The following is a 21,229-nucleotide window of genomic DNA, read 5'->3' as shown; positions in this document are numbered from 1 at the left end:
GCGTGGGGCGCGCTGCTAGACGGGCGTGGGGCGCGCTGCTCGGCCGGCGTGGGTCTCGACTCCGCTCGACCTGCTGATCGAGCGGAGTCGAGATCGTTGCTAGACGCGCGAGTAGTACTCGGCGGCCACCGTGTCTGCGCGGTAGTCGTCCAGGTGCTTCTTGCGTTCCTCGTCGCTCATCTCGTTGAGCACGACGTTCGGGCTCTGGAACGTGATCCCGCGGATGTCGTCGAGCGTCCACAGCTTCTTCGGATCGTCCAGGTGCAGATGCGGCTGACCGATGAGAGTCTTGCCGTCGTCGCGGACATAGCCGAGGTTGCTGACCACGTCGGCCAGATCGGTGTTGTGGTGCAGCGTCTCCCATTCGCGGAAACCGGTGAGACGACCCATGTTCGGGGTCTCGCGGCCTTCGTACTCGCCGCGGAACGCGGTGGTGTCGGTCCACCGGCAGGTCTCCGAGCAGTACGTGCGCCACTGACCGTCGACCTTGTCCTCGACGAGATCCTCACGGATGAGGCACGGCACCATGCACGTCCAGCACCGGTGCGGGTACTGGTAGCCGACGTCCTCGAATGCGATCGGCTTGTTACGGCCCGGGTACGCGAGACGGTTGTAGTTCTCCCACCACTTGCCGAACTTGCTGTACCAACCCGGGTATTTCTCTTCGAACCACTCGAAGTCGGCGTCGGTCATGGCGTCGATCCGCCAGTAGTTGACCGGCCAGCCGGTGGCGAAGAAGCGGGCCACCTCGTGCACGTAGTGCTTCTCGGTGATGCGCTTCCACGACTCCTCGACCAGATCGTGCGGGATGGTCAAGCCGTACTTCTCCAGGGGCAGAAGGTAACTGCGGTAGTAGTCGTCGTAGATCCAGCGACGCCACATCTCGGCGTAGCTCTCGCGATCCTTGCGGCGGTCCTTGGTGCCGTATTCGATGAACGTGCCGATCGCCGCGTCGACGACACAGTGGTTGTTCCACCACGCGTATCGAAGATCGCGTTCGAGGAGCGGGCGATTGCGCTCGTCGGCCAGCGCCATCAGGAGGATCGAGTAGCCGTTCGAGATGTGCCGCGACTCGTCGGACTGCACCGAGTGGAAGACCGTCGGCAACAGATAGTCGCCATTGGCCGCCGCCTCATCGGGCATGGCGACGAACAGTGTGTTGGTGAACGCGGTCTCGGCGACGACCGTCAGATAGATGTTCGCCGCGGTGATCGCGTCGCCGGTGATGAACCCTTCGCCGAACTGTCGGCCGATGGTGCCCGCGTAGTTGTTCGCGAACGCCTTCTCGGTGATGTCGAATCCGGCCGGGTCGATGTAGTTGTTCATGTACAGCTTCTTGAGATTCATCTGAATCGTCGAGTGCCGCACTTCGTCGATCATCTGGACGGCGAGGCCGTTGTGGATCTCGGGGTTGGGGACTGCGTCGATGGCCATCGGCATCGCGCGGGCCGCCGAGATCTCCGGGAACGGAATGATCGACAGGAACAGCTTCTGCCATTCGAGCCACCGCTCCTGGACTTGACGGAACATGTTGCCGCGGATGGCGCCGTCCATCGCGCCGTAGACGCGGTTGTCCTTCTCCTCCTCCATCGGGAAGTACGAACGCATGATCTGCTTGAGCGGGTCCTTCTTGGGGGCCTTCTCAAACGTGTAGTCGGTGCCGAATCGTGTCGCCGGGGTGGCAAAAGTCGGTTCCCACGACAATTCGGTGATCTTTGCATGAGCCTTGGTAAGGCTTTGCCTGCTCAAAATGCGCCTCCTCATTGTGCGAAGCCGACCGGAGTGCCGACCTCGGTTGACGTGGTAGAGGCAATTCAAGTGGGTGAGACAAGACATGCGCGTCTCACTATGAGATTCAGATCACAGTGGGTGGTCGACATGACGCGACGACCGACTCGCCGCCGCAGGTCACCGCGTCGTCAGGAAATCTCCTCCAGATCCTTGCGCGGAGCAGCGGGTTCGCGCGGCGTTGCTCGGGCGCGCAGTGCTCCCACCGTGACGTCGACGACGACGAACGCCAGTAGCGGCCAGCCGAGAAGTGGGATGAACCAGCCGACCGCGACGGCCACGACGACCACCGCGAGGATCAGGCCGATCGGAGCCTCGCGCAGCGCGCCCGACGCCGGGGCCCTCCCGACCCGCGAACGCTTGCTGTGCCGTTGGAACCACGAGCGGTAGCCGAGCACGATGATCGTTATCAGGGCGAGCATCAGCACGAACAGGACGATCTGGTTGGCGATTCCGAACAGCAGTCCCATATGCAAGGCGATGCCCCAGGTGGCGAGCTTCGCGGCCACCGGCCAGTCGGCGAAGCGATTGACCGACACCACCGTGTCGGTGGCCGGGTCGACCGCGGCGGCATCGGGGGAGAACTGCCATGCGCTACGGACTTCGGTCACGGTGAACGCGGTCGAAGCGTCGGCCGGGAGCGTGATCTCGACACCGTCGCCGATACCCGCAGATCGCGCCAAGGCGAGTGCGGCGTCGACCTTGGCCACCGCCATGGAGGTGTCGCCGCCCGCGGACATCGAGCCGCCGTGCTCGGCGTGTTCCCCGCCGGCGGGAGCCGTCGCCGTCATGCCGGGCAGCGTGGTGTCCGTCGCGGGGTTGGACCAGTTCAGCGCGCTGCGCAACTCGGTGACGTGCTCGCCCGCGTACGTCGACCAGGTCAGGCCAGTGGCCGACAGGAACAACAGGCCGACCGCGACCCATATCCCGACCGTCTGATGCCTGCCGATGGTGCGGGCTCGGCCGGTCTTGCGTCGTCTCGACGTGGTTCGCGCAGCCCGGGTTCGGGTCCACCAGAGCGCTACGCCTGCCAGGGTGATCACCCACAGCCAGGACGCGGCGAGCTCGCTGTACAGGCGACCGATGTCGCCCAAGTGCAGATCGCGGTGCAGATGGTCGAGCCATTGCCGTACGGGCAGAGCGAACGCGCTGCCGTACACGGGGAGGTCACCAAGCGTCTGCGCGGTGACGGGGTCGACGAACACTGCACGGCGCACCGATTCGCCGAGCGTCGGGTCGTCGAACACCACGGCGGTCGTGTCACCGGATTCGGCGGGCGGGCGGACAGCGGACACCGGCAGGCCGGGCAGCACCGCCTGCGCGGCCTGTACCTGTGTGGCGAGAGATTGCGATTGCCCGGTCTCGGACGTGTGCAGTTGGTCGCGGTAGACGACGTTCTCGATCGACGGCGCGAGCGCGTAGATCGCGCCGGTGACCGCCGCGACGAGGAGGAACGGAGCCACGAGGACCCCTGCGTAGAAATGAAGTCGATGCAGCATGCGGATACCCGCACGCCTGTATGCAGACATGAGGAAATGAGCCTTTCGCTCTGAGTTCTGTCGGGCCGTCTGTGGGTGCGCCCACGTGAGAGGCCCGGTGAGTGTGGAAGAAGCTCAGAGCGCAGGCGGACCGCGAAGCCCGACGGCGCCGAGGTGCAGATGGACGACGGGGGCGCCGACGATCCGGACGATCTGCGGGCGCGTCGTCGAGCGACGCATGCCTCGGTAGGTGAGCAGCGCGACGACCAAGACCACGACGTCCCGCACCGTCGACACCAATGCTTCGAGGGCGGCGATCGCTACCAGCGCGGCGGCGGTACCGAGGATATGAGTCACGGCCATCGACGGCGCAAACAGATCATGGTGGTGGCCGGACAGAAGGACGAGCAGAAGGTGGACGGCGCCCTGCCCGAGAAGAAGCGCGGCGAAGCCGGGGAGTCGGGGAGTGGCGGTGACGATCGCGCCGATCGCGACGGCGACGGCCATCGCGATGAGCAGCGTCGACGTCGACGGGAGCATGCCTTGGGCCGCGGCGTGCGCGGTGATGCCGGTCAGGGCACACGCGCCGCCGACAATGCCGCCGCGCGTACGCGCGGGGACCTGGTCGACGGGTTCGGGCACGCGCTGAGCATACGGGACCGTCGGCCAGGGGCATGGGCGTGGTTCAGCCGAGCACGACCAGCCAGACGGCGATGTAATGCAGCAGCGCGGCCACCGCGGTACAGGCGTGGAATACCTCGTGGTGTCCGAATACGCCGGGCCACGGTTCCGGCCACCGCAGGGCGAACAGGACGCCTCCGACGCTGTAGAAGACGCCGCCGACGGCCAGGAGGATCAGGACCGGGACGCCGACGTTCTGCACGAGAGCGGGGAGGACGGCGATGATGACCCAGCCGAGGAGGATGTAGAGGACGACGCCGAGCCAGCGCGGGGAGGCGGGCCACCGCATCTTCAATGTGACGCCCGCGAGCGCGCCGCACCAGACGATGCCGAGCACCCACCAGCGAGCCGGACTGTCCAGGCCCATCATGCAGAACGGCGTGTACGTGCCCGCGATGAACACGAAGATCATCGAGTGGTCGGCGCGCTTCATCGCGACGCGGTGGGCGGGCGAGGTCCAGTTGACGCGGTGATACACGGAGCTGACGGTGAACAGACCGCAGATCGTGATGACGTAGACGATCACCGAGAGTATCGGTCCGACGGTGCGCAGCATCGCGGTGCCGACGATCAGCATCACGCCGATGGCGGCGGCGATCACCGACGAGTACTTGTGGATCACGCCTCGCAGCGTCGGCTTCCCGGCACCCGCGGTTTCGCGGCCAGGCGCAGGGTAGGTCTGGTCGGCCTCTGACAGATCCATCATCTCGCCTACGGTACCGTAAGTTTCGCGTCAGTAACTTGTCGCGAGCGTAACATCGCCACCGTGAAACTGCTTCCCGACGCACTCCGCAGCGGCATGTACCGAGTGTACGAGAGTCGACTCGTACAGCTGATGGATCCGGACCGATTGCCTCGGCACGTCGCCATCATCTGCGACGGCAACCGTCGGTGGGCGCGCGAAGCGGGATTCGACGACGTCAGCCACGGGCACCGCGTCGGTGCCAAGCGGATCGCAGACATGCTCGGGTGGTGCAGCGAACTGGGGATCGGTGGAGTCACCATCTATCTCCTGTCGACCGAGAACCTGTCGCGTGAGTCCGAGGAACTCGACGCGTTGATGCAGATCGTCCCGGACATCGTCGAAGAGATCTCACACGGAGACTGGCGGGTGCGAATCGTCGGCAACCTCGACAGCCTGCCGAACCCGGTCGCCGATCGACTGCGCGAAGCGTCGGCGCGGACCGACGGCCTGTCGGGGATGAACGTGAACGTCGCCGTCGGCTACGGCGGCCGTCAGGAGATCGTCGACGCCGTGCAGAAACTCTTGTCCGAGGCGGCGGCGAACGGTGCGACGGCCGCGCAGATGGTCGACGCGGTGACCGTCGCGGGCATCGACTCCAACCTGTACACGTCCGGCCAACCCGATCCGGATCTGGTGATCCGCACCTCGGGCGAACAACGGTTGAGCGGGTTTCTGCTGTGGCAGAGCGCCTACTCGGAGATCTGGTTCACCGACGCGTACTGGCCGGAGTTCCGCCGTGTCGACTTCTTGCGCGCGCTGCGCGACTACGCCGCCCGCAACCGCCGCTTCGGCAAGTGAGCGCGTCGACGCCCGCGATCGTCACGTTGGAGAAGTTAGGCGTCGCCTACAGCGTGCACAGCTATGAGCACGACCGCCGCAGCACCGACTACGGCGCCGAGGCCGTCGAGGCGATGGCCGAGCACGGATTCGCCGCCGACCAGATCTTCAAGACGCTGATCGTCGACGCCGACGGCGCCCTGGCAATGGCAGTCGTCCCGGTGCCGCAGAAGCTGTCGTTGAAGGCCGTCGCACGTGCGCTCGGTGCATCCAAGGCGGTGATGGCCGATGCCGCGAAAGCCTCTCGCGCTACCGGCTACGTTCTCGGCGGTGTGTCTCCCGTCGGGCAGAAGACGACGTTGCCCACCGTCGTCGATGAGACCGTGATCTTGTGGGACACGATCCTGTGCAGTGCGGGCCGCCGCGGCCTCGAGATCGAACTGTCGCCCGAGGATCTGGTCTCGCTGACCTGCGCGGTCATCGCTCCCGTAGCTGCCTAGCGGGCCGGCAGTCGGGGTCAGAGCTTGCGCAGGCGCACCTTGTTGATGGCGTGGTCGCGATCCTTGCGGAGGACGAGGGTGGCCCGGGGCCGCGTGGGTAGGACGTTCTCGATGAGGTTCGGACGGTTGATCGACGTCCAGATGTCACGGGCGGCGATCTTCGCCTGCTGGTCGGTCAACGACGCGTAGTGGTGGAAGTGCGAGTTCGGATCCCGGAACGCGGTGCTGCGCATCTGAAGGAAGCGGGAGATGTACCAGTGCTCGATGTCCGACGTCTTCGCGTCCACATAGATCGAGAAGTCGAACAGGTCGGAGACTGTCAACGTCGGACCGGTCTGCAGAACGTTCAGGCCCTCGACGATCAAGATGTCGGGTTCGCGCACCTCGTGGTACGCGTCCGGGACGATGTCGTAACTGACGTGTGAGTACACGGGCGCCGTCACCAGTGACGCACCGGACTTGACCTCGGTGACGAAGCGCAGCAGCGCGCGCCGATCGTACGATTCCGGAAAACCCTTGCGGTGCATGAGACCGCGTCGTTCCAGTTCGGCTGTCGGGTACAGGAAGCCGTCGGTGGTGACCAAGTCGACCTTCGGGTGGGTCTCCCAGCGCGACAACAGTTTGGCCATGACGCGGGCTGTCGTCGACTTCCCGACGGCGACGCTGCCCGCGATGCCGATCACGAACGGGACTTGGCGGTTGCGTTGATGCTCACCCAGGAACGTGCTCGTTGCTGCGAACAAGCGACGACGCGCCTCGACCTGCATGTGGATGAGACGCGAGATCGGCAGATACACCTCGGCGACCTCGTTGAGGTCGATCTGTTCACCGAGACCGACGAGTTCGGTGAGTTCCGCCTCGGTGAGGACCATCGGCATCGACTGCCGCAGCTCACGCCACTGCTTGCGGTCGAGTTCGAGGTACAGCCCGGGGTCGCGGTCACTGGAACGGCGCGCCATGCCGGATAACGCTACAGCCCGGCGTGTGAGCGCGGCACGTCCGGCACTGGAGTCAACAGCTCTGGGGAACAGCTCCGGGGGCAACTAGCCTGGGTGCCATGACTGCCTCCGTGCGCCCGTCCGACGACCCGGTCCTCGAGTACCTCCGCATCGGACTGGCTTTCGACCGACTCGAAGAAGGATTCGTCGACGCCTACACCGGCGACCCGGCACTTCGCGCCGAAGCGCAGAACGCCCCGCGCCCCGATCCCGCCGACCTGGCCACACGAGCGCGCGACCTCCTGAAGCGACTGCCCGACGGCCTGCCCGTCGATCGCGCCGAGTTCGTCGGCTCGCACGTCCGCGCACTCGAATGCTCGGCCCGCAAGTTCGCGGGCGAGGACGTCGGCTTCGTCGACGAGGTGCGCGCCTACTTCGACGTCGACATCGCACCGGCCGACCCGGACACGTACCGACAGGCGCACTCCGACCTGGCGACGGCGCTCGGCGTTCCCGGCGCGACCGACGACGTCCTCCGCGACGAATACCAGCGGTATCGCAGGGCGCAGGAGATTCCAGCCGATCTGACCGAACCGTTGATCGCCGCGTTCGCCAGCGCGCTGCGCGACATCGTTCGCGCCGAGTTTCCGCTCCCGGCAGGCGAAGTCGTCGACTTCGACGTCGTATCCGACAAGCCGTGGTCCGGGTTCAACTACTACCTCGGCGACTACCGGTCGAACGTCGCCGTCAACACCGACCTACCGCAACATCTGTCGGGCCTGCCCGGGCTGATCGCGCACGAGGCCTACCCCGGCCACCACACCGAACACTGCCGCAAAGAGCAGAAGCTCGTCGGCACCGGGCAGCTCGAACACCAGATCTTCCTCGTCAACACCCCGCAGTGCCTGATGGCCGAAGGGCTCGCCGACCACGCGCTCGAGGCCGCGTCCGGAACGCGCTGGCAGGAGTGGGCCGCCGAGATCTACGCCGACTTCGGGCTCCGGTTCGACGCCGAGAAGGCCCGCGCCGTGTCGGCGGCGACCGCTGGGCTGCTCACCGTCCGACAGGACGCCGCCCTGCTCCTGCACGACCGGCATGCGGACGTCGACGCCGTCGCCGCATTCTTGCAGCAGTGGCTGCTGGTGAACCCCGACCGTGCGCGGCAACAACTGCGCTTCCTCACCTCGCCGCTGTGGCGCGCCTACATCTCCACGTACGTCGAGGGCTATCAACTGCTTGGGCGGTGGCTCGACGATGCGCCCGACGCCCGCCTCACGCGATTCGGTCGACTGCTCGACGAGCCGCTCACCCCTGCGGTTCTGCGCGCCGAACTGTCGCCTTAGACTGGACGCCATGAGTCTGTTCACGCAGTCCCTGGCCGATCTCGACCCCGATGTGGCTGCCGCCATGAACGGCGAGTTGTCCCGCCAGCGAGACACCCTCGAAATGATCGCTTCGGAGAACTTCGTGCCGCGCGCCGTGCTGCAGGCTCAGGGCAGCGTGCTCACCAACAAGTACGCCGAAGGCTATCCGGGACGCCGCTACTACGGCGGTTGCGAATACGTCGACGTCGTCGAAGACATCGCGCGCGACCGTGCCAAGGAACTGTTCGGCGCCGAGTTCGCCAACGTGCAGCCGCATGCCGGTGCCCAGGCGAACGCCGCGGTCCTGCAGGCGCTCATGGAGCCGGGGGAGACGCTGCTCGGCCTCGACCTCGCACACGGCGGTCACCTGACCCACGGCATGCGGCTGAACTTCTCCGGCAAGCTCTACGAGAACGCCTTCTACGGTGTCAGCAAAGAAGACTTCCGCATCGACATGGACGAGGTGCGCAAGATCGCCCTCGACACCAAGCCGAAGGTCATCGTCGCCGGCTGGTCGGCCTACCCGCGCACCCTCGACTTCGCGGCGTTCCGCGCGATCGCCGACGAGGTCGGAGCCCACCTGTGGGTCGACATGGCGCATTTCGCGGGCCTCGTCGCCGCCGGACTGCACCCGAACCCCGTCGAGTACGCCGACGTCGTGTCCACCACCGTCCACAAGACCCTCGGTGGCCCGCGGTCGGGCATGATCCTGGCCAAGAAGGAATGGGCCAAGAAGCTCAACTCCGCGGTGTTCCCTGGTCAGCAGGGCGGCCCGCTCATGCACGCGGTCGCGGCGAAGGCCGTTGCACTGAAGGTCGCGGGCACCGACGAGTTCGCCGAACGTCAGCGTCGCACCCTGTCGGGCGCCGCGATCCTCGCCGACCGCCTGCTTGCCGACGACGCGAAGAAGGCAGGCGTCACCGTCCTCACCGGAGGGACCGACGTCCACCTGGCGCTCGTGGATCTCCGCGACTCCGAACTCGACGGCCAGCAGGCCGAGGACCTCCTCCACGAGGTCGGCATCACCGTCAACCGCAACGCGGTCCCGTTCGATCCGCGGCCGCCGATGGTCACCTCAGGTCTGCGCATCGGGACGCCTGCCCTCGCGACTCGCGGATTCGGCGACGCCGAGTTCACCGAGGTCGCCGACGTCATCGGGACCGCGCTCGCCGCAGGGAAGTCGGCCGACGTCGCAGCCCTGCGTGCCCGTGTCAGCGCACTGGCCCTGGATTTCCCGCTGTACGAGGGACTCGAGGACTGGGGCCTGATGAGCGGTCGGTAGCCCCGATCATCGATAGCCGGTTTCCGTCGAACGTCGTTTAGGGTGGTAGACGTGGCTGTACTTAGTGAAGACGAGTTGATCATCGCGCTCGAGAAGGCGCTCCCCGAGATCTCCGAGGAACACGCGGCGGCAGCCCTGGACTGGAACCCGGGCGACTGGGTGCCGTGGGACAAGGGGCGCAACTTCGCTTTCCTCGGCGGTGAGGACTTCGAACCGGGTCAGGAGACGTTGTCGCCCACGGCGGCCGCGGGGCTGCTGGCGCTGCTGCTGACCAAGGACAACCTGCCGTCCATCCACCGGGTTCTCTCGATCCACTTCCCGCCGTTCTCGGAGTGGCGGCAGCTGATCGGCGTATGGACCGCCGAGGACAACCGGCACTCGATCGTGCTGCGCGACTACCTCGTCGTGACCCGCGCGATGGACCCGGTCGAAGCCGAGAACTACCGCCGAATCCACGTCGTCGCAGGTTGGCGGCAGACTCCCGAAGAGGTGGCTGATCTCGGTCCGCTCGACGTCCTCGCGATCCTCGCGGTTCACGAGAACCAGTGCGCGCACTACATCACCAAGCTGATCGAGTACGCGGAGGACCCCGATCTCGTCACCATCCTGGAGAAGATTCGGATCGACGACGCCGCACAGGCCGCCATGTTCCAGGCGTACCTGATGGCAGGCGCGGTCGCCGACCAGGAGACGACGGTCCTCGCCGTCGACCGTGCGCTCGCCGGTATCGAGCACATCGGGTCGGACATCGCCGACTTCGATACCCAGCGTGAGTACATCAGCGACTTCGAAGACGCCGAGTCGGACGCCGCGATCGCCGCCAAGCTCGTGCAGGAACTCAAACTCGAGAGCCTGCAGAGCCTGAGCGAAGAAGCCGAGGCTGCACGGAATCGGATCCTGGAGCGCGCCGCAGGCCGGCTGTAGATCGGCTGAACGAACCGCGACAAAGACCCGCGGGGCGGGCCTCCCACGGAGGAGGCCGCGCCCGCGGGTCTTTCTCGTCGCCCGAAGAACAGCAGGTTACGGCGGCACCACTCGGTAACCCAAGGTTCACTGACACGCTGCACGTCATTGCGGGGGTGGCGATGTGACGCGGCGTACGTTGGGTCGTGACGGGCCGTGGGGAAGCGGTTCGTTCGGGAGGTTCGATTCGTGGACGATCACGTCACGAGAGGACCGGCCCCGGTCCTCGCCAGTACGGCCTGACACCCAGGCAGTAGGGCACGAACCGGCCGGCCGGAGATACTCGGACCGTGCGGGAGCCGCACGGCGCCAAGGAGCTAGACGTGACTGCACGCACCTACGTCCTCGACACCTCTGTTCTGCTCTCCGATCCGTGGGCGGTGACTCGGTTCGCCGAGCACAACGTCGTTCTCCCACTCGTCGTGATCAGCGAACTCGAGGGCAAGCGCCACCACAGCGAACTCGGATGGTTCGCACGCCAAGCACTCCGTCTGCTCGACGACATGCGCGTCGAGTACGGTCGCCTCGACGTGCCACTGCCGGTGGGCGACGACGGCGGGACAGTCCAGGTCGAGCTCAATCACACCGATCCGTCGGTGTTGCCTGCCGGGTTCCGTAACGACACCAACGACTCACGGATCCTCGCGTGCGCCCTGAATCTTCGCGCCGAAGGGCGCGACGTCACGCTCGTCTCCAAAGACACGCCGCTGCGTGTCAAAGCGGGCGCCGTCGGACTCGCCGCCGACGAGTACCACGCCCAGGACGTCGTCGTCTCCGGCTGGACCGGGATGCACGAGCTCGACGTCCTCGACTCCGACATCGACACGCTGTTCGCCGAGGGCGTCGTCGACGTCGACGACGCGCGCGACCTTCCGTGCAACACCGGGGTCCGACTGGTGGGCGCGGGCGCCAGCGCGCTCGGCCGGGTCGCCGACACCAAGCAGGTCCGGCTCGTCCGCGGTGACCGCGAGGTGTTCGGTCTTCGCGGCCGGTCGGCCGAACAGCGGGTCGCGCTCGACCTGCTGCTCGACGAGTCGGTCGGCATCGTCTCCCTCGGAGGCAAGGCGGGAACCGGTAAGTCGGCGCTCGCGCTGTGCGCGGGTCTGGAAGCGGTCCTGGAACGTCGTACCCAGCGCAAGGTAGTCGTGTTCCGGCCGCTGTATGCGGTCGGCGGCCAGAACCTCGGGTACCTCCCGGGCAGCGAGCAGGACAAGATGGGGCCGTGGGCGCAGGCCGTCTTCGACACTCTCGAAGGGCTGGTCTCCAAGGAGGTCATCGATGAGGTGCTCGCCCGCGACATGCTCGAGGTGCTTCCGCTGACCCATATCCGCGGACGCTCGCTGCACGACTCGTTCGTCATCGTCGACGAAGCGCAGTCGTTGGAGCGGAACGTCCTGCTCACCGTCTTGTCACGGTTGGGGGCGGGCTCGCGGGTGGTGCTCACGCACGACGTCGCCCAGCGCGACAACCTGCGCGTCGGCCGCCACGACGGCGTCGCCGCGGTCATCGAGAAGCTCAAGGGCCACCCGCTGTTCGCGCACATCACCTTGACTCGCAGCGAGCGGTCGCCGATTGCGGCCCTCGTCACCGACATGCTCGAGGAGTTCGCGCCCGGGGCTCCCTGACTGTGCGCAAGGTTCCCCGGATTCCCGTGGATCGGCCCCGAAACGCGCTGATTCACTGAATTCGGGGAACCTCAGGCGAGGCGGCGGTTCGGCCGCTTGTGCAACCCTGCGTCGACTGCGGCCTGGATGTCCGCGAGGCTGTCCGCCCACCCGAACACGATGTCGTCGTAGGTGAACCGCAGCGTGTGGTACCCGATGCGACACGTTCTCCGGTCCCTGCCTCTGTCCTTCTGGAAGGACTGCCAGTCGCCGTGGTACTCCCAGCCGTCGATCTCGATGATCAACCAGTCCCCGATAAGAACGTCGACCCGATCGATGTCGGTGACCTGAACTTGTATCTGAACGGGTATCCGGAGTTCAGCGAGCCGTAGCCGGCACATGGTCTCGGGCCCGGACTCGGATCGGCTGTCGCAGCGCTCCAGCGCTCGACCGACGGATGTCGGAGCATTGCAGAATTGATACTCGAGTTGGTCCCAGGTCATCAGCCCTCGGTTCAGGATCGAGTCGCCTACAACAATGAGACTCTCGCTCGACAGACATCGCGCCGAGTGCCGGATCGCGGTGGGCAGGTCGTCCACTGCGGACACGGTGGGTGCGGGGCGTCCGAACTGGCGGCAGAACGGTCCTTTTCTATTACGGGTGGCCCAGGAGTCGGCACGGACGTGGACGTCGTGGTGTTCGGGAACCCAGACCCCGTGGTGTTTCAGTGCGCTCACGCAACTGAGGACTCCGCCGCGTTCCACAGCGGTCACGACCGCCTGCGGCGCGTCACCGACCTGGTACCAGCCGCGTCGGAGCGTGCGCGCATAGCGCGCGTTGATGAGTTCGGCGAGCCCTTGGCGGCCGACCATCGTGATGAGTTGCGCCCTCGTGTACACACCGGCGCGAATCGCGTCCATGCCCGCAGCATGCGCCGAAATCGAACGTTCTGGACCGATCGGTGCTGGTTGTGGACAACGGCTTTCTCATGTCCACATGTTCGAGGTTCCCCGATGTCTCCACGAACGAAGTGATAAAGCGCTGTGCTAGCAGATTCGGGGAACCTTACGCGCGCCGTAGGATCGATACGGCGAAGTCGGCGTCGTCGTGCCACGGCCGAACATCCCAGGTGGACAGTCGTATGTCGAGACTCAGGTCAGTTTCCGCGAGAGCGGCGTCGAATGTGTCGATGGGCAGCTTCGCGGTGTGGAAGCCGACGGCAATGAAGCCGCCGTCGGCGAGGTGGTCGGCGAGCCGATTCAGGACCAAGGCCTCGGTGTCGGCGGCGACGAACGCGAGGACGTTGCCCGCGCAGGCGATCGCATCGAACTCGCGGCGGGCCCCGTCGTCTCCGCGCAGGTCGAGGGTCGCGAGGTCGTGGACCTGCCAGTCCGGTCCCGGGTAGTCGGTCGCCGCTGCCTCGATGAGGACCGGGTCGACGTCGGCGCCGACGACGTCGTGCCCGACCGAGTGGAGGTAGCCGCCGACGCGTCCCGGGCCGCAGCCCGCGTCGAGGATCCGCGACGATCGACCGACCATCGCGTCGATGAAACGGGCCTCACCGAAAAGGTCGGCGCCGTCAGCGGCCATCGAGCGGAATCGCTCGACATACCACTGGCTGTGACCGGGCTCGGTGTCGGTGATCCATCGGGGAGGGGGAGTCCGCGGAGTGCTCATGGTCTCGACCATAGCCGCCGGTCACCGAGTTGCGGAAAGGTGACGATGCTCTCGCAGGGTGGCGGACTATCAGGCCCCCTGGCACACTGAGGTGATGCTGAAGTTACTAATGAGGTGTATGTGGCAAGTGGGACTACTGGTGATGGCGAGTGCTGTCGCCCTCGTAGTCGGAACCGGACAGGCGTCCGCCGCGCCGACCACCCCGGCTCCGAGCGGCGATGCCACGTCGTTGCTCAACGGAATCCTGAAGAACTTCCAGATCCCCGGCATGCCGTCCAAACCCGGTGAAGCCGCTGATGAGACAGGTCAGATGATCGTCGTGACCGCACCGGTCGCGTCGTCGCAGACCGCCACGCTCACCGCGTTCGAGAAGGATGCCCAGGGTGCGTGGAAGCCGGTTCCGGGCATCGGTCCGGTGAAGGCATTCCTGGGTGAGAAGGGCATGGGCAAGGCCCAGGACAACGTGTACCGCACTCCGCAGGGCACGTTCCCGCTCGATCAGGCCTTCGGCCGCGAAACGAACCCCGGCACCAAGATGCCGTACTTCCAATCGACCAAACAAGACTGGTGGGATGCGAACCCGAAGTCGCCGACCTACAACCAGCACGTGAAGCAGGACAAGAGCCCCGGCGGCGACAGCGAGAACCTGTACGACTCGGGACCGGTCTACGACTACGCGGTCAACATCAACCACAACCCGAACCGGACACCGGGCGACGCGTCGGCGATGTTCCTGCACGTCACCGACGGCAAGCCGACGTGGGGCTGCGTCGCGACCGACCGCGAGGCGATGGTCAACATCCTCAAGTGGCTCGACCCGGCGAAGAAGCCGAAGATCACGATCGGCGTGAACGTCGACGCCCCGGACCAGGCTCCCAAGGCGGAGGCCAGCCCTAACGGCGACGTTCTCGGTGGACTGCTCGGCAATCTCGCCGCGATGCTCCCGGGCTCGTTGAGCACGCTCATCCCCAGTTCCAGCTGACCCGCATACCGACCCCCTTCAGCGACCCGAGGCCGCACGCGATCATCGCGTGCGGCCTCGGGGTTTCGAGGGCTGAAGGGTACTTCGACTCAGACGGTGCCGCGCAGTAGCTCGAACCCGGACGTTCGGGCGGCGTCGAACCCGTCCATCGGGCCGGTGCTCCGCTCGATCTGGGCCGTCGCCTGGTCGATGACCGGTGTGTCCGGATCCAGGACTTCCAGGTAGACCCGGTGGCATTCGAGCGCGCGGATCGCGGTGTCGGTGAATCCCTCAACGTCGACGGCGTGCGTGGCGTTCGGGCCGTTGCACAGCAGTGCGCGGGGCGGAGCCTCGAGCCCGTCGAACGCTTCGACGACGGCGGCGGCGAACTGCATGTGGTCGCGCTGGTTAGGGAAGCCGGGCGCCCACTCGGGGCCTCCGTACAGACTGAGAACGACGTCGGGGCGAACCCGATTGACGGTCTCAGCGACTTTCGCGCGGAGCTCGGGCGTATTGAAGAGCTCGCTGTCGGGGAAGCCCCAGAACTCGACCTCGTCGACGCCGACGACGGCGGCCGACGCGATCTGCTCGCCTTCACGGAGAGGACCGCATTCCTCGGCTGGCATGCCTGCGATGCCTTCTTCGCCGCTGCTCGCGAGGGCGTAGACGACGCGCTTACCCTGCGACGTCCACCGCGCGACGGCAGCGGCCATGCCGTATTCGGGGTCGTCGGGATGGGCGACGAGGACGAGTGCGGTCGACCAGTTCTCGGGGAAAGTCGCAGTCATGGGGCCGACACTACGCTGCAGACCCGCTCCGCCTCACGGGATAAGGCCGCGTTCACGTGCCGCAGCAAGGACTTTCGTTCGGCTGTTGACGCCGAGCTTGTCGAAGATGTGGACCAGGTGCGACTTCACGGTCGCTTCCGAGATGAACATCTTGCGGGCGATCTCCCGGTTGGATCCACCGTTGGCGAGACTCTGCACGATCTCGAGCTCCCGTGCGGTGAGCGGTATCTCGCGGGAGGTGACGCGAGTGAGCAGCTTGGCCGCGATGGCGGGGCCGAGCACGGTCTCACCGGCTGCGGCAGAGCGGATGGCGCCGACCAGCGTCTCCGGCGACGCGTCCTTGAGCAGGTAGCCGACGGCGCCGGCCTCCACGGCTCGGACGATGTCGACGTCCGACTGATAGGTGGTCACGATCAGCACCTGCGGAGGATCGGCGAGTGCACGAATCGACTGGGTGGCGTACACCCCGTCGGCAGCCGGATCGGCGCCGTGCAGCCGCAGATCCATCAGCACTACGTCGAGGCCCGTTGTCGACGCGATCTCGACAGCTTCGGCGGCCTCGCCTGCTTCGGCGACGACGGTGAAGTCGTCGACGGCGCCCAAGACGGCCCGTAGACCTGCCCGGACCACGGGGTGATCGTCAACTATCATGATGCGGATCATCGAGGCCTCTCGATCGGGACGCTGACGTGAATTGTAGTCCCGTCGCCGGGTACCGACTCGACGGTGAGTTCGCCGCCGCACGTACGGATTCGGGCGCGCATCGCGCGAAGGCCGAAGCCGCTGCCCGCAGCGTCGTCACCCGCGGGCACGGGATTCTCCGGGTCCATTCCCACGCCGTCGTCGACGATGTCCAGGTGCACCTCGTCTGGAAGGTAGGTGAGCGTGACAGCGACCGCCGTGGCGTCCGCGTGGCGTCGGACGTTGAGCAGCGCCTCCTGCACGGTGCGTTGCAACGCCACCTGGACATGCTCGGAAAGTGTTGCAGGCGAGCCATGTTCGGCGAAGACTGCGCGGACCCCGTCCTGGGACGAGGCGGCGACCTGCTCGGCGAGCGCATGCGGCAGCCCGTCAGGGTGCGACTCGGGTCCATCGAGTCCGCGGAGGAAGCGACGGGATTCGGTGAGCGCGGTCTGCGCCGTCTCGAGAGCCGTCTCGGTGTGGGCGGTGCGCTGCTCCAATGGTGCCGACGGCGATGTCGCGGCACGTAGCAGCATGATGATGCTCGCCAGCGACTGTCCGGTCCCGTCGTGGATCTCGCCGCCGAGACGCTCGCGTTCGGCGAGGACGCCCGCGTCCCGTTCGCGCGCGGCGAGCTGTGCCCGGGTCGCTATCAACTCGTCGACCAGTCGATCTCGTTCGTCGACCATCGCCGTGATCCGGCCGAACGCCTCGGTCACCGCTACGGCGGTGGCGATGCCGATGACCGGGCCGATCACGCCGCCGACAGTGAAACCTCCGGTACTCGCGCGAGTCGCGGCCACCGCGGTGGCCGCGACCACGATCGCGACGGCGACGGCTACTCCGCGCGGCAGGAAGTGCCAGCACAGCATGGCTACCACGAAGGCAATCCACACGAAGTCCGCGGACACCGCCGAGAGCGCGATCCAGCCGGCGGTCAGGATCAGAACCCACGGCACCACCAGGTCTCGTTTGCCGAGCGCCGAGCACACTGCACCGAGCGCGTACCAGGCGGTGAGCAATCCTGCGCACACGAGCGTGACGACGTGCGTTCCCTCGTCGGCGACGGTGTTGGCGACGCCGACGATCATCAGCGTCATGAACAGGATGTGACCTGCCCATTCGGCGTAGCGGTCGGTGCTGCGGTCGTCGGTCATGTCTCCCAGTATCGCCGCCGTCGGGCGGTGCCCGCGACGTCTACACCTTTCGATGGATATCGGGACGCCGATAGGTGGAGTCGAAAGTGCGAATCCGGGGCGATGCCGAGGCAGGGGTCTGGGCGAGAGGCTTGAGTAGTCCCGGCGAACAGCTGGGTGAGCATCTCTCAGGAGGATTTTCAAGTGTATATCGGCTGGCGCGAGATCCGCGACGCTAAAGGAAGATTCGCACTCATCAGCGGTGTGATCGCACTGCTGTCCCTCATGGTCGTCATGCTGTCCGCGCTGACTGCGGGACTGGACGCCGAATCGACGTCGGCAGTGCGTGCACTGCCCGGTGACACCGTGATCACACAGTCGGCGGCGGGCGGTGAGGCCTCGAGCCTGACCGACAGTCGCGTCGACGACGCCGCGATCAGTCAGATCCGCGACGACGACCCGGACGCGACGGTCCTCGGTGTGGCCGACACGCGCATCACCGCGGACGGACGCGCAGCTGCGGTAGCGGCATTCGGGTTCAGCGACACCGACGAGGTGACCGTCGACTCGGAGACCGCGGAGGCTCTCGGAGTCTCGGCCGGATCCGAGGTCGTCGTCGGCACCGAGAAGGTCCGCGTCGGCGCCGTCGGCGACACCGACAAGTACGCGCACACCCCGGTTGTGCGCATGCCGTACTCGATGTGGGGCTCGGCGACCGGCCGCGACGCGGCGTCCGCCGTGTTGACGAGCGACTTGACCGCTCCATCCGGGATGGCCGCGACGTCGCACGACGACGCGGTGTCACTGGTGCCCGGCTACAAGTCCGAGCACTCGTCCCTGCTGTTGATCCAAGGCCTCCTTCTGGCGATCTCCGCGATCGTCGTGTGTGGATTCTTCGCCGTGTGGACAGGGCAGCGCGTGCGTTCGCTCGCGGTGGTCCGCGCCATGGGTGCAGGTCGCAACTACCTGATGCGTGACGGACTCGGTCAGGCCGCAGTGGTCCTGTTCGCCGGCCTGATCTCCGGGGGAGCGGTCGGTGCGATCGGCGCGTGGGTCGCCTCGGGCACCGTCCCCATCGCGTTCGACGCGGGATCGATGATCGCATTGCTCGCCGGCATGGCGGTACTCGGATTGGCTGGCGCGGCGATCGCGCTGAGGCCGCTGGTCAAGGTCGACCCGCTCACCGCACTCAACCGCTGAACCATTCCGCCCAGTTTATTTTCTCAGCAAGGAGTTTTCCGATGTCCCTCGTACTCGACAACGTGACCCTCACCTACCCGGACGGCGACCGCGACCGCGTCATGGCCGTCGACGACGTCAGCCTCACCGTGCCGCGGGGACGGCTCGTCGGCCTCACTGGACCGTCGGGTTGCGGCAAGTCCAGCGTGCTCTCGGTTGCGGGAACGCTCATCACGCCCGACTCCGGTCACGTGGAGGTGGCCGGCGAGACCGTGGAGAATCTCGGCTCGGAGGAGCGTGCACGGTTGCGCCGCGAGCAGGTCGGTTTCGTGTTCCAGCACGACAACCTGCTGCCCGACCTGACCGCGCTCGAACAGGTCCTGTTGCCGATCCACCTGGCAGGCGGGCGCCCGAAGCGGCACAAGGAACGTGCTCGCGAGCTGCTCGCCGAGGTCGGGTTGGCCGACGCGGCGGACCGCCGCCCGGGCCAGCTGTCCGGCGGTATGCGTCAACGCGTGAACATCGCCCGCGCCCTCATGGGCGAGCCCGCGCTGCTGCTCGCCGACGAGCCGACGTCGGCGCTCGATTCGCACCGCGCCGCCGAGATGATCGACCTGCTGGTCCGCCTGGTGGCCGAGCACGACGTGGCTGCGCTGTTCGTCACCCACGACGCGCGGGCACTCGAGTCGGCCGACGACGTCGTACGGATGCTCGACGGGCGGGTCGCCGAACTGGCGCACGCACGGTAGATCGCTCTCACCTGACGCAAGTGGGTCCCGGTCGTACGACCGGGACCCACTTGCGTCAGCGCAGGTTGCAGACTCAGAGGTCCAGGCGCGCGTATTCGCGGAGCTTGGACGTCTGGTGCACGCCTTCGATGGTGCGGATCGTGCCCGACTTGGAGCGCATGACCAGCGATCGCGTGGTGGCGCCGTTCGGACGGTAGGTGACCCCGCGCAGCATGTCGCCGTTGGTGACGCCGGTCGCGCAGAAGAAGGCGTTCTCCCCGCGCACCAGGATGTCATTGGTCAGGACCTGGTCGACGTCGAGGCCCGCGTCGATCGCCTTCTGGCGCTCGGCGTCGTCCTTCGGAGCGAGCTTGCCCTGGATCTCGCCGCCCATGCACTTCATGGCGACGGCGCTGATGATGCCTTCGGGGGTGCCGCCGACACCCATCAGCATATCGACGGTGCTGTACTCGCCCGCTGCGGCGATCGCGCCTGCGACGTCGCCGTCGGAGATGAGGCGGATCTTGGCGCCGGCCTGCCGGATCTCGCCGATCAAGTCGGCGTGGCGCGGGCGGTCGAGCACGACGACGGTCATATCTGCGACGTCGATGCCCTTGGCGGCCGCGACCGAGTTGATGTTCCATTCGACGGACTGCTCGATGTCGATCGCGCCCTTGGCTGCCGGACCGACAGCGATCTTGTCCATGTAGAACACGGCGGACGGGTCGTACATGGTGCCGCGCTCGGACACCGCGATCACTGCGATGGAATTGGGGCGGCCCTCGGCCATCAGCGTGGTGCCGTCGATCGGGTCGACGGCGACGTCCACCTCGGGGCCTTCGCCGTTGCCGACGACCTCACCGTTGTAGAGCATCGGAGCCTCGTCCTTCTCACCTTCGCCGATCACGACGGTGCCGCGCATCGAGACGGTCGAGAGGAGCTCGCGCATTGCGTCGACGGCTGCACCGTCTCCGCCGTTCTTGTCGCCGCGGCCCACCCAGCGTCCGGCAGCGAGTGCTGCGGCCTCGGTGACCCGGACGAGTTCCATCGCAAGATTGCGGTCGGGGGCTTGCTTGGACGACATGTGGCTCCGCTCCTTAGACACAACTCAGACCTGGACATTCTTTCACGCGCCCTCGGTGACCCGCGCCCTAGGGTGCTGCTGCCGCTGATGGATAATGGCAGGCATGGCCGATAAACCCAGGATCCTGCAAGACGGCAAGGACCTCATCTGGTCGCTCATCGCGTTGGGCGTCATCGTCCTCGTCGTCGCGGGGATCGCAGGCAGCTGCAGCTGGGGATTCGGCTCCGACGCCACCGAGCAGAAAGTTCCGCACTTCGACGTCTCCGCAGGGCTTCACGCCGACGCGAACACGATGCCGTTTCCGATCCGCGAGCCGAAGGTCCCGGACGGGTGGCAGCCGAACTCCGGTTCGACGCAGGAGATCGAGAAGACGATCTCGAGCAACGTCGGCTGGATCACCGACGGCGGGGCGTACATCCAGCTCACCCAGACCGACGCCGCCGAAGAGGACCTGATGCGTACGCTCCTCGGCGACGACACGTCCGGGACCGGCACCCGCGACGTCGGCGGCCAGATGTGGGTCGCCTACGAGAACCTCGACCATCAGAAGGCGTGGATCGTCGATCTCGGCGACGTCCGCGTCGGTGTGAAGAGCCGCGGCAAGGACGAATCCATGCAGACTCTCGCCGAAGCCGTCCTCGCCGCCCAGCCCCTCAAGGCCGACCGCCCGGTTCCCACGGGCTAGGCCCGCGCGTCACCGCCGGTCGAGCCCTTTTCTGCTGATCGAGCCCTTTTCTGCTGATCGAGCCCTTTTCTGCTGATCGAGCGAAGTCGAGATCCCTCGGTTCGAGCGACACTCGCCCTCACGTTGATCGAGCGGAGTCGAGATCCCTCGGTTCGAGCGACACTCGCCCTCACGTTGATCGAGCGGAGTC

At 66.6% G+C, this 21,229-nt stretch carries 21 protein-coding genes; 10 read left to right on the top strand and 11 right to left on the bottom strand.

Annotation, left to right across the window (positions count from 1 at the left end):
• Positions 1-99: 99 nt before the first annotated feature.
• The 4 genes from ACTIMF_RS03905 to trhA all read right to left on the bottom strand — a co-directional run bounded on the left by ACTIMF_RS03905 (position 100) and on the right by trhA (position 4,653).
• Positions 100-1,749, bottom strand: a complete 1,650-nt coding sequence (locus tag ACTIMF_RS03905; protein WP_442348966.1) for an aromatic/alkene/methane monooxygenase hydroxylase/oxygenase subunit alpha — start codon at positions 1,747-1,749, stop codon at positions 100-102.
• Between the two features lie 170 nt (positions 1,750-1,919).
• Complete coding sequence (locus ACTIMF_RS03900; RefSeq protein WP_442348965.1) at positions 1,920-3,317, bottom strand: PepSY-associated TM helix domain-containing protein; 1,398 nt, start codon at positions 3,315-3,317, stop codon at positions 1,920-1,922.
• An 84-nt stretch (positions 3,318-3,401) separates the two neighbouring features.
• A complete protein-coding gene (locus ACTIMF_RS03895) occupies positions 3,402-3,908 on the bottom strand; it encodes a hypothetical protein (protein WP_442348964.1) in 507 nt (168 codons plus the stop codon).
• Between the two features lie 43 nt (positions 3,909-3,951).
• Positions 3,952-4,653 (bottom strand): PAQR family membrane homeostasis protein TrhA, encoded by a 702-nt coding sequence (gene trhA, locus ACTIMF_RS03890; protein WP_442348963.1) that lies wholly within the window; start codon positions 4,651-4,653, stop codon positions 3,952-3,954.
• A gap of 60 nt (positions 4,654-4,713) precedes the next feature.
• Here trhA and ACTIMF_RS03885 point away from each other — a divergent pair, with 60 nt between their 5' ends.
• Together ACTIMF_RS03885 and ybaK are read left to right on the top strand one after the other, a co-directional pair.
• Positions 4,714-5,490, top strand: a complete 777-nt coding sequence (locus ACTIMF_RS03885) for an isoprenyl transferase (protein WP_442348962.1) — start codon at positions 4,714-4,716, stop codon at positions 5,488-5,490.
• On the top strand, positions 5,487-5,969 hold the full coding sequence (gene ybaK / locus ACTIMF_RS03880; protein WP_442348961.1) for a Cys-tRNA(Pro) deacylase: 483 nt from the start codon (positions 5,487-5,489) through the stop codon (positions 5,967-5,969). The genes ACTIMF_RS03885 and ybaK overlap by 4 nt, the downstream gene beginning before the upstream one ends.
• Before the next feature lie 17 nt (positions 5,970-5,986).
• Here ybaK and coaA read toward each other — a convergent pair whose 3' ends face one another.
• A complete protein-coding gene (gene coaA / locus ACTIMF_RS03875; protein WP_442348960.1) occupies positions 5,987-6,928 on the bottom strand; it encodes a type I pantothenate kinase in 942 nt (313 codons plus the stop codon).
• A 98-nt stretch (positions 6,929-7,026) separates the two neighbouring features.
• Here coaA and ACTIMF_RS03870 point away from each other — a divergent pair, with 98 nt between their 5' ends.
• The 4 genes from ACTIMF_RS03870 to ACTIMF_RS03855 all read left to right on the top strand — a co-directional run bounded on the left by ACTIMF_RS03870 (position 7,027) and on the right by ACTIMF_RS03855 (position 12,141).
• Positions 7,027-8,250 (top strand): DUF885 domain-containing protein, encoded by a 1,224-nt coding sequence (locus ACTIMF_RS03870; RefSeq protein WP_442348959.1) that lies wholly within the window; start codon positions 7,027-7,029, stop codon positions 8,248-8,250.
• A 10-nt stretch (positions 8,251-8,260) separates the two neighbouring features.
• Positions 8,261-9,553: a serine hydroxymethyltransferase gene (gene glyA, locus ACTIMF_RS03865; RefSeq protein ID WP_442348958.1), complete on the top strand. Its 1,293-nt coding sequence runs from the start codon at positions 8,261-8,263 to the stop codon at positions 9,551-9,553.
• A 51-nt stretch (positions 9,554-9,604) separates the two neighbouring features.
• The gene (locus ACTIMF_RS03860) at positions 9,605-10,477 is read left to right on the top strand and encodes an acyl-ACP desaturase (RefSeq protein ID WP_442348957.1); all 873 of its coding nucleotides are present in this window, start codon (positions 9,605-9,607) and stop codon (positions 10,475-10,477) included.
• A 362-nt stretch (positions 10,478-10,839) separates the two neighbouring features.
• Positions 10,840-12,141, top strand: coding sequence for a PhoH family protein (locus ACTIMF_RS03855; protein ID WP_442348956.1), 1,302 nt, complete (start codon positions 10,840-10,842; stop codon positions 12,139-12,141).
• A 71-nt stretch (positions 12,142-12,212) separates the two neighbouring features.
• Here the strand turns inward: ACTIMF_RS03855 and ACTIMF_RS03850 are convergent, their stop codons facing one another.
• A complete protein-coding gene (locus ACTIMF_RS03850) occupies positions 12,213-13,040 on the bottom strand; it encodes an endonuclease domain-containing protein (RefSeq protein ID WP_442348955.1) in 828 nt (275 codons plus the stop codon).
• 145 nt (positions 13,041-13,185) lie between these two features.
• A complete protein-coding gene (locus tag ACTIMF_RS03845; RefSeq protein WP_442348954.1) occupies positions 13,186-13,797 on the bottom strand; it encodes a class I SAM-dependent methyltransferase in 612 nt (203 codons plus the stop codon).
• Between the two features lie 94 nt (positions 13,798-13,891).
• Here ACTIMF_RS03845 and ACTIMF_RS03840 point away from each other — a divergent pair, with 94 nt between their 5' ends.
• Entirely contained in the window at positions 13,892-14,779 is an 888-nt protein-coding gene (locus ACTIMF_RS03840) for a L,D-transpeptidase family protein (protein ID WP_442348953.1), read from the top strand.
• An 89-nt stretch (positions 14,780-14,868) separates the two neighbouring features.
• Here the strand turns inward: ACTIMF_RS03840 and ACTIMF_RS03835 are convergent, their stop codons facing one another.
• The 3 genes from ACTIMF_RS03835 to ACTIMF_RS03825 are packed head-to-tail and all read right to left on the bottom strand — an operon-like array spanning position 14,869 to position 17,384.
• Positions 14,869-15,546, bottom strand: a complete 678-nt coding sequence (locus tag ACTIMF_RS03835) for a PIG-L deacetylase family protein (protein ID WP_442348952.1) — start codon at positions 15,544-15,546, stop codon at positions 14,869-14,871.
• 33 nt (positions 15,547-15,579) lie between these two features.
• A complete protein-coding gene (locus tag ACTIMF_RS03830; protein ID WP_442348951.1) occupies positions 15,580-16,209 on the bottom strand; it encodes a response regulator in 630 nt (209 codons plus the stop codon).
• The gene (locus tag ACTIMF_RS03825; RefSeq protein ID WP_442348950.1) at positions 16,206-17,384 is read right to left on the bottom strand and encodes a sensor histidine kinase; all 1,179 of its coding nucleotides are present in this window, start codon (positions 17,382-17,384) and stop codon (positions 16,206-16,208) included. The genes ACTIMF_RS03830 and ACTIMF_RS03825 overlap by 4 nt, the downstream gene beginning before the upstream one ends.
• Before the next feature lie 183 nt (positions 17,385-17,567).
• Between ACTIMF_RS03825 and ACTIMF_RS03820 the strand changes: the two genes are divergently transcribed.
• Together ACTIMF_RS03820 and ACTIMF_RS03815 are read left to right on the top strand one after the other, a co-directional pair.
• Positions 17,568-18,563 carry an FtsX-like permease family protein gene (locus tag ACTIMF_RS03820; protein WP_442348949.1) on the top strand — a complete coding sequence of 332 codons (996 nt, stop codon included), beginning with the start codon at positions 17,568-17,570 and terminating at the stop codon, positions 18,561-18,563.
• 41 nt (positions 18,564-18,604) lie between these two features.
• Positions 18,605-19,291, top strand: a complete 687-nt coding sequence (locus tag ACTIMF_RS03815) for an ABC transporter ATP-binding protein (RefSeq protein ID WP_442348948.1) — start codon at positions 18,605-18,607, stop codon at positions 19,289-19,291.
• 73 nt (positions 19,292-19,364) lie between these two features.
• Here the strand turns inward: ACTIMF_RS03815 and glpX are convergent, their stop codons facing one another.
• Complete coding sequence (gene glpX / locus ACTIMF_RS03810) at positions 19,365-20,354, bottom strand: class II fructose-bisphosphatase (RefSeq protein ID WP_442348947.1); 990 nt, start codon at positions 20,352-20,354, stop codon at positions 19,365-19,367.
• A 103-nt stretch (positions 20,355-20,457) separates the two neighbouring features.
• On the opposite strand from glpX, the gene ACTIMF_RS03805 reads away from it, so the two are divergent.
• On the top strand, positions 20,458-21,039 hold the full coding sequence (locus ACTIMF_RS03805; RefSeq protein ID WP_442348946.1) for a DUF4245 domain-containing protein: 582 nt from the start codon (positions 20,458-20,460) through the stop codon (positions 21,037-21,039).
• Positions 21,040-21,229 lie beyond the last annotated feature (190 nt).

This window comes from Gordonia sp. (in: high G+C Gram-positive bacteria), assembly GCF_052106715.1.
Lineage (GTDB): Bacteria > Actinomycetota > Actinomycetes > Mycobacteriales > Mycobacteriaceae > Gordonia.
Note: the sequence above shows the minus strand (reverse complement) of the source record. Positions and strands in the feature narration are given on the sequence as shown.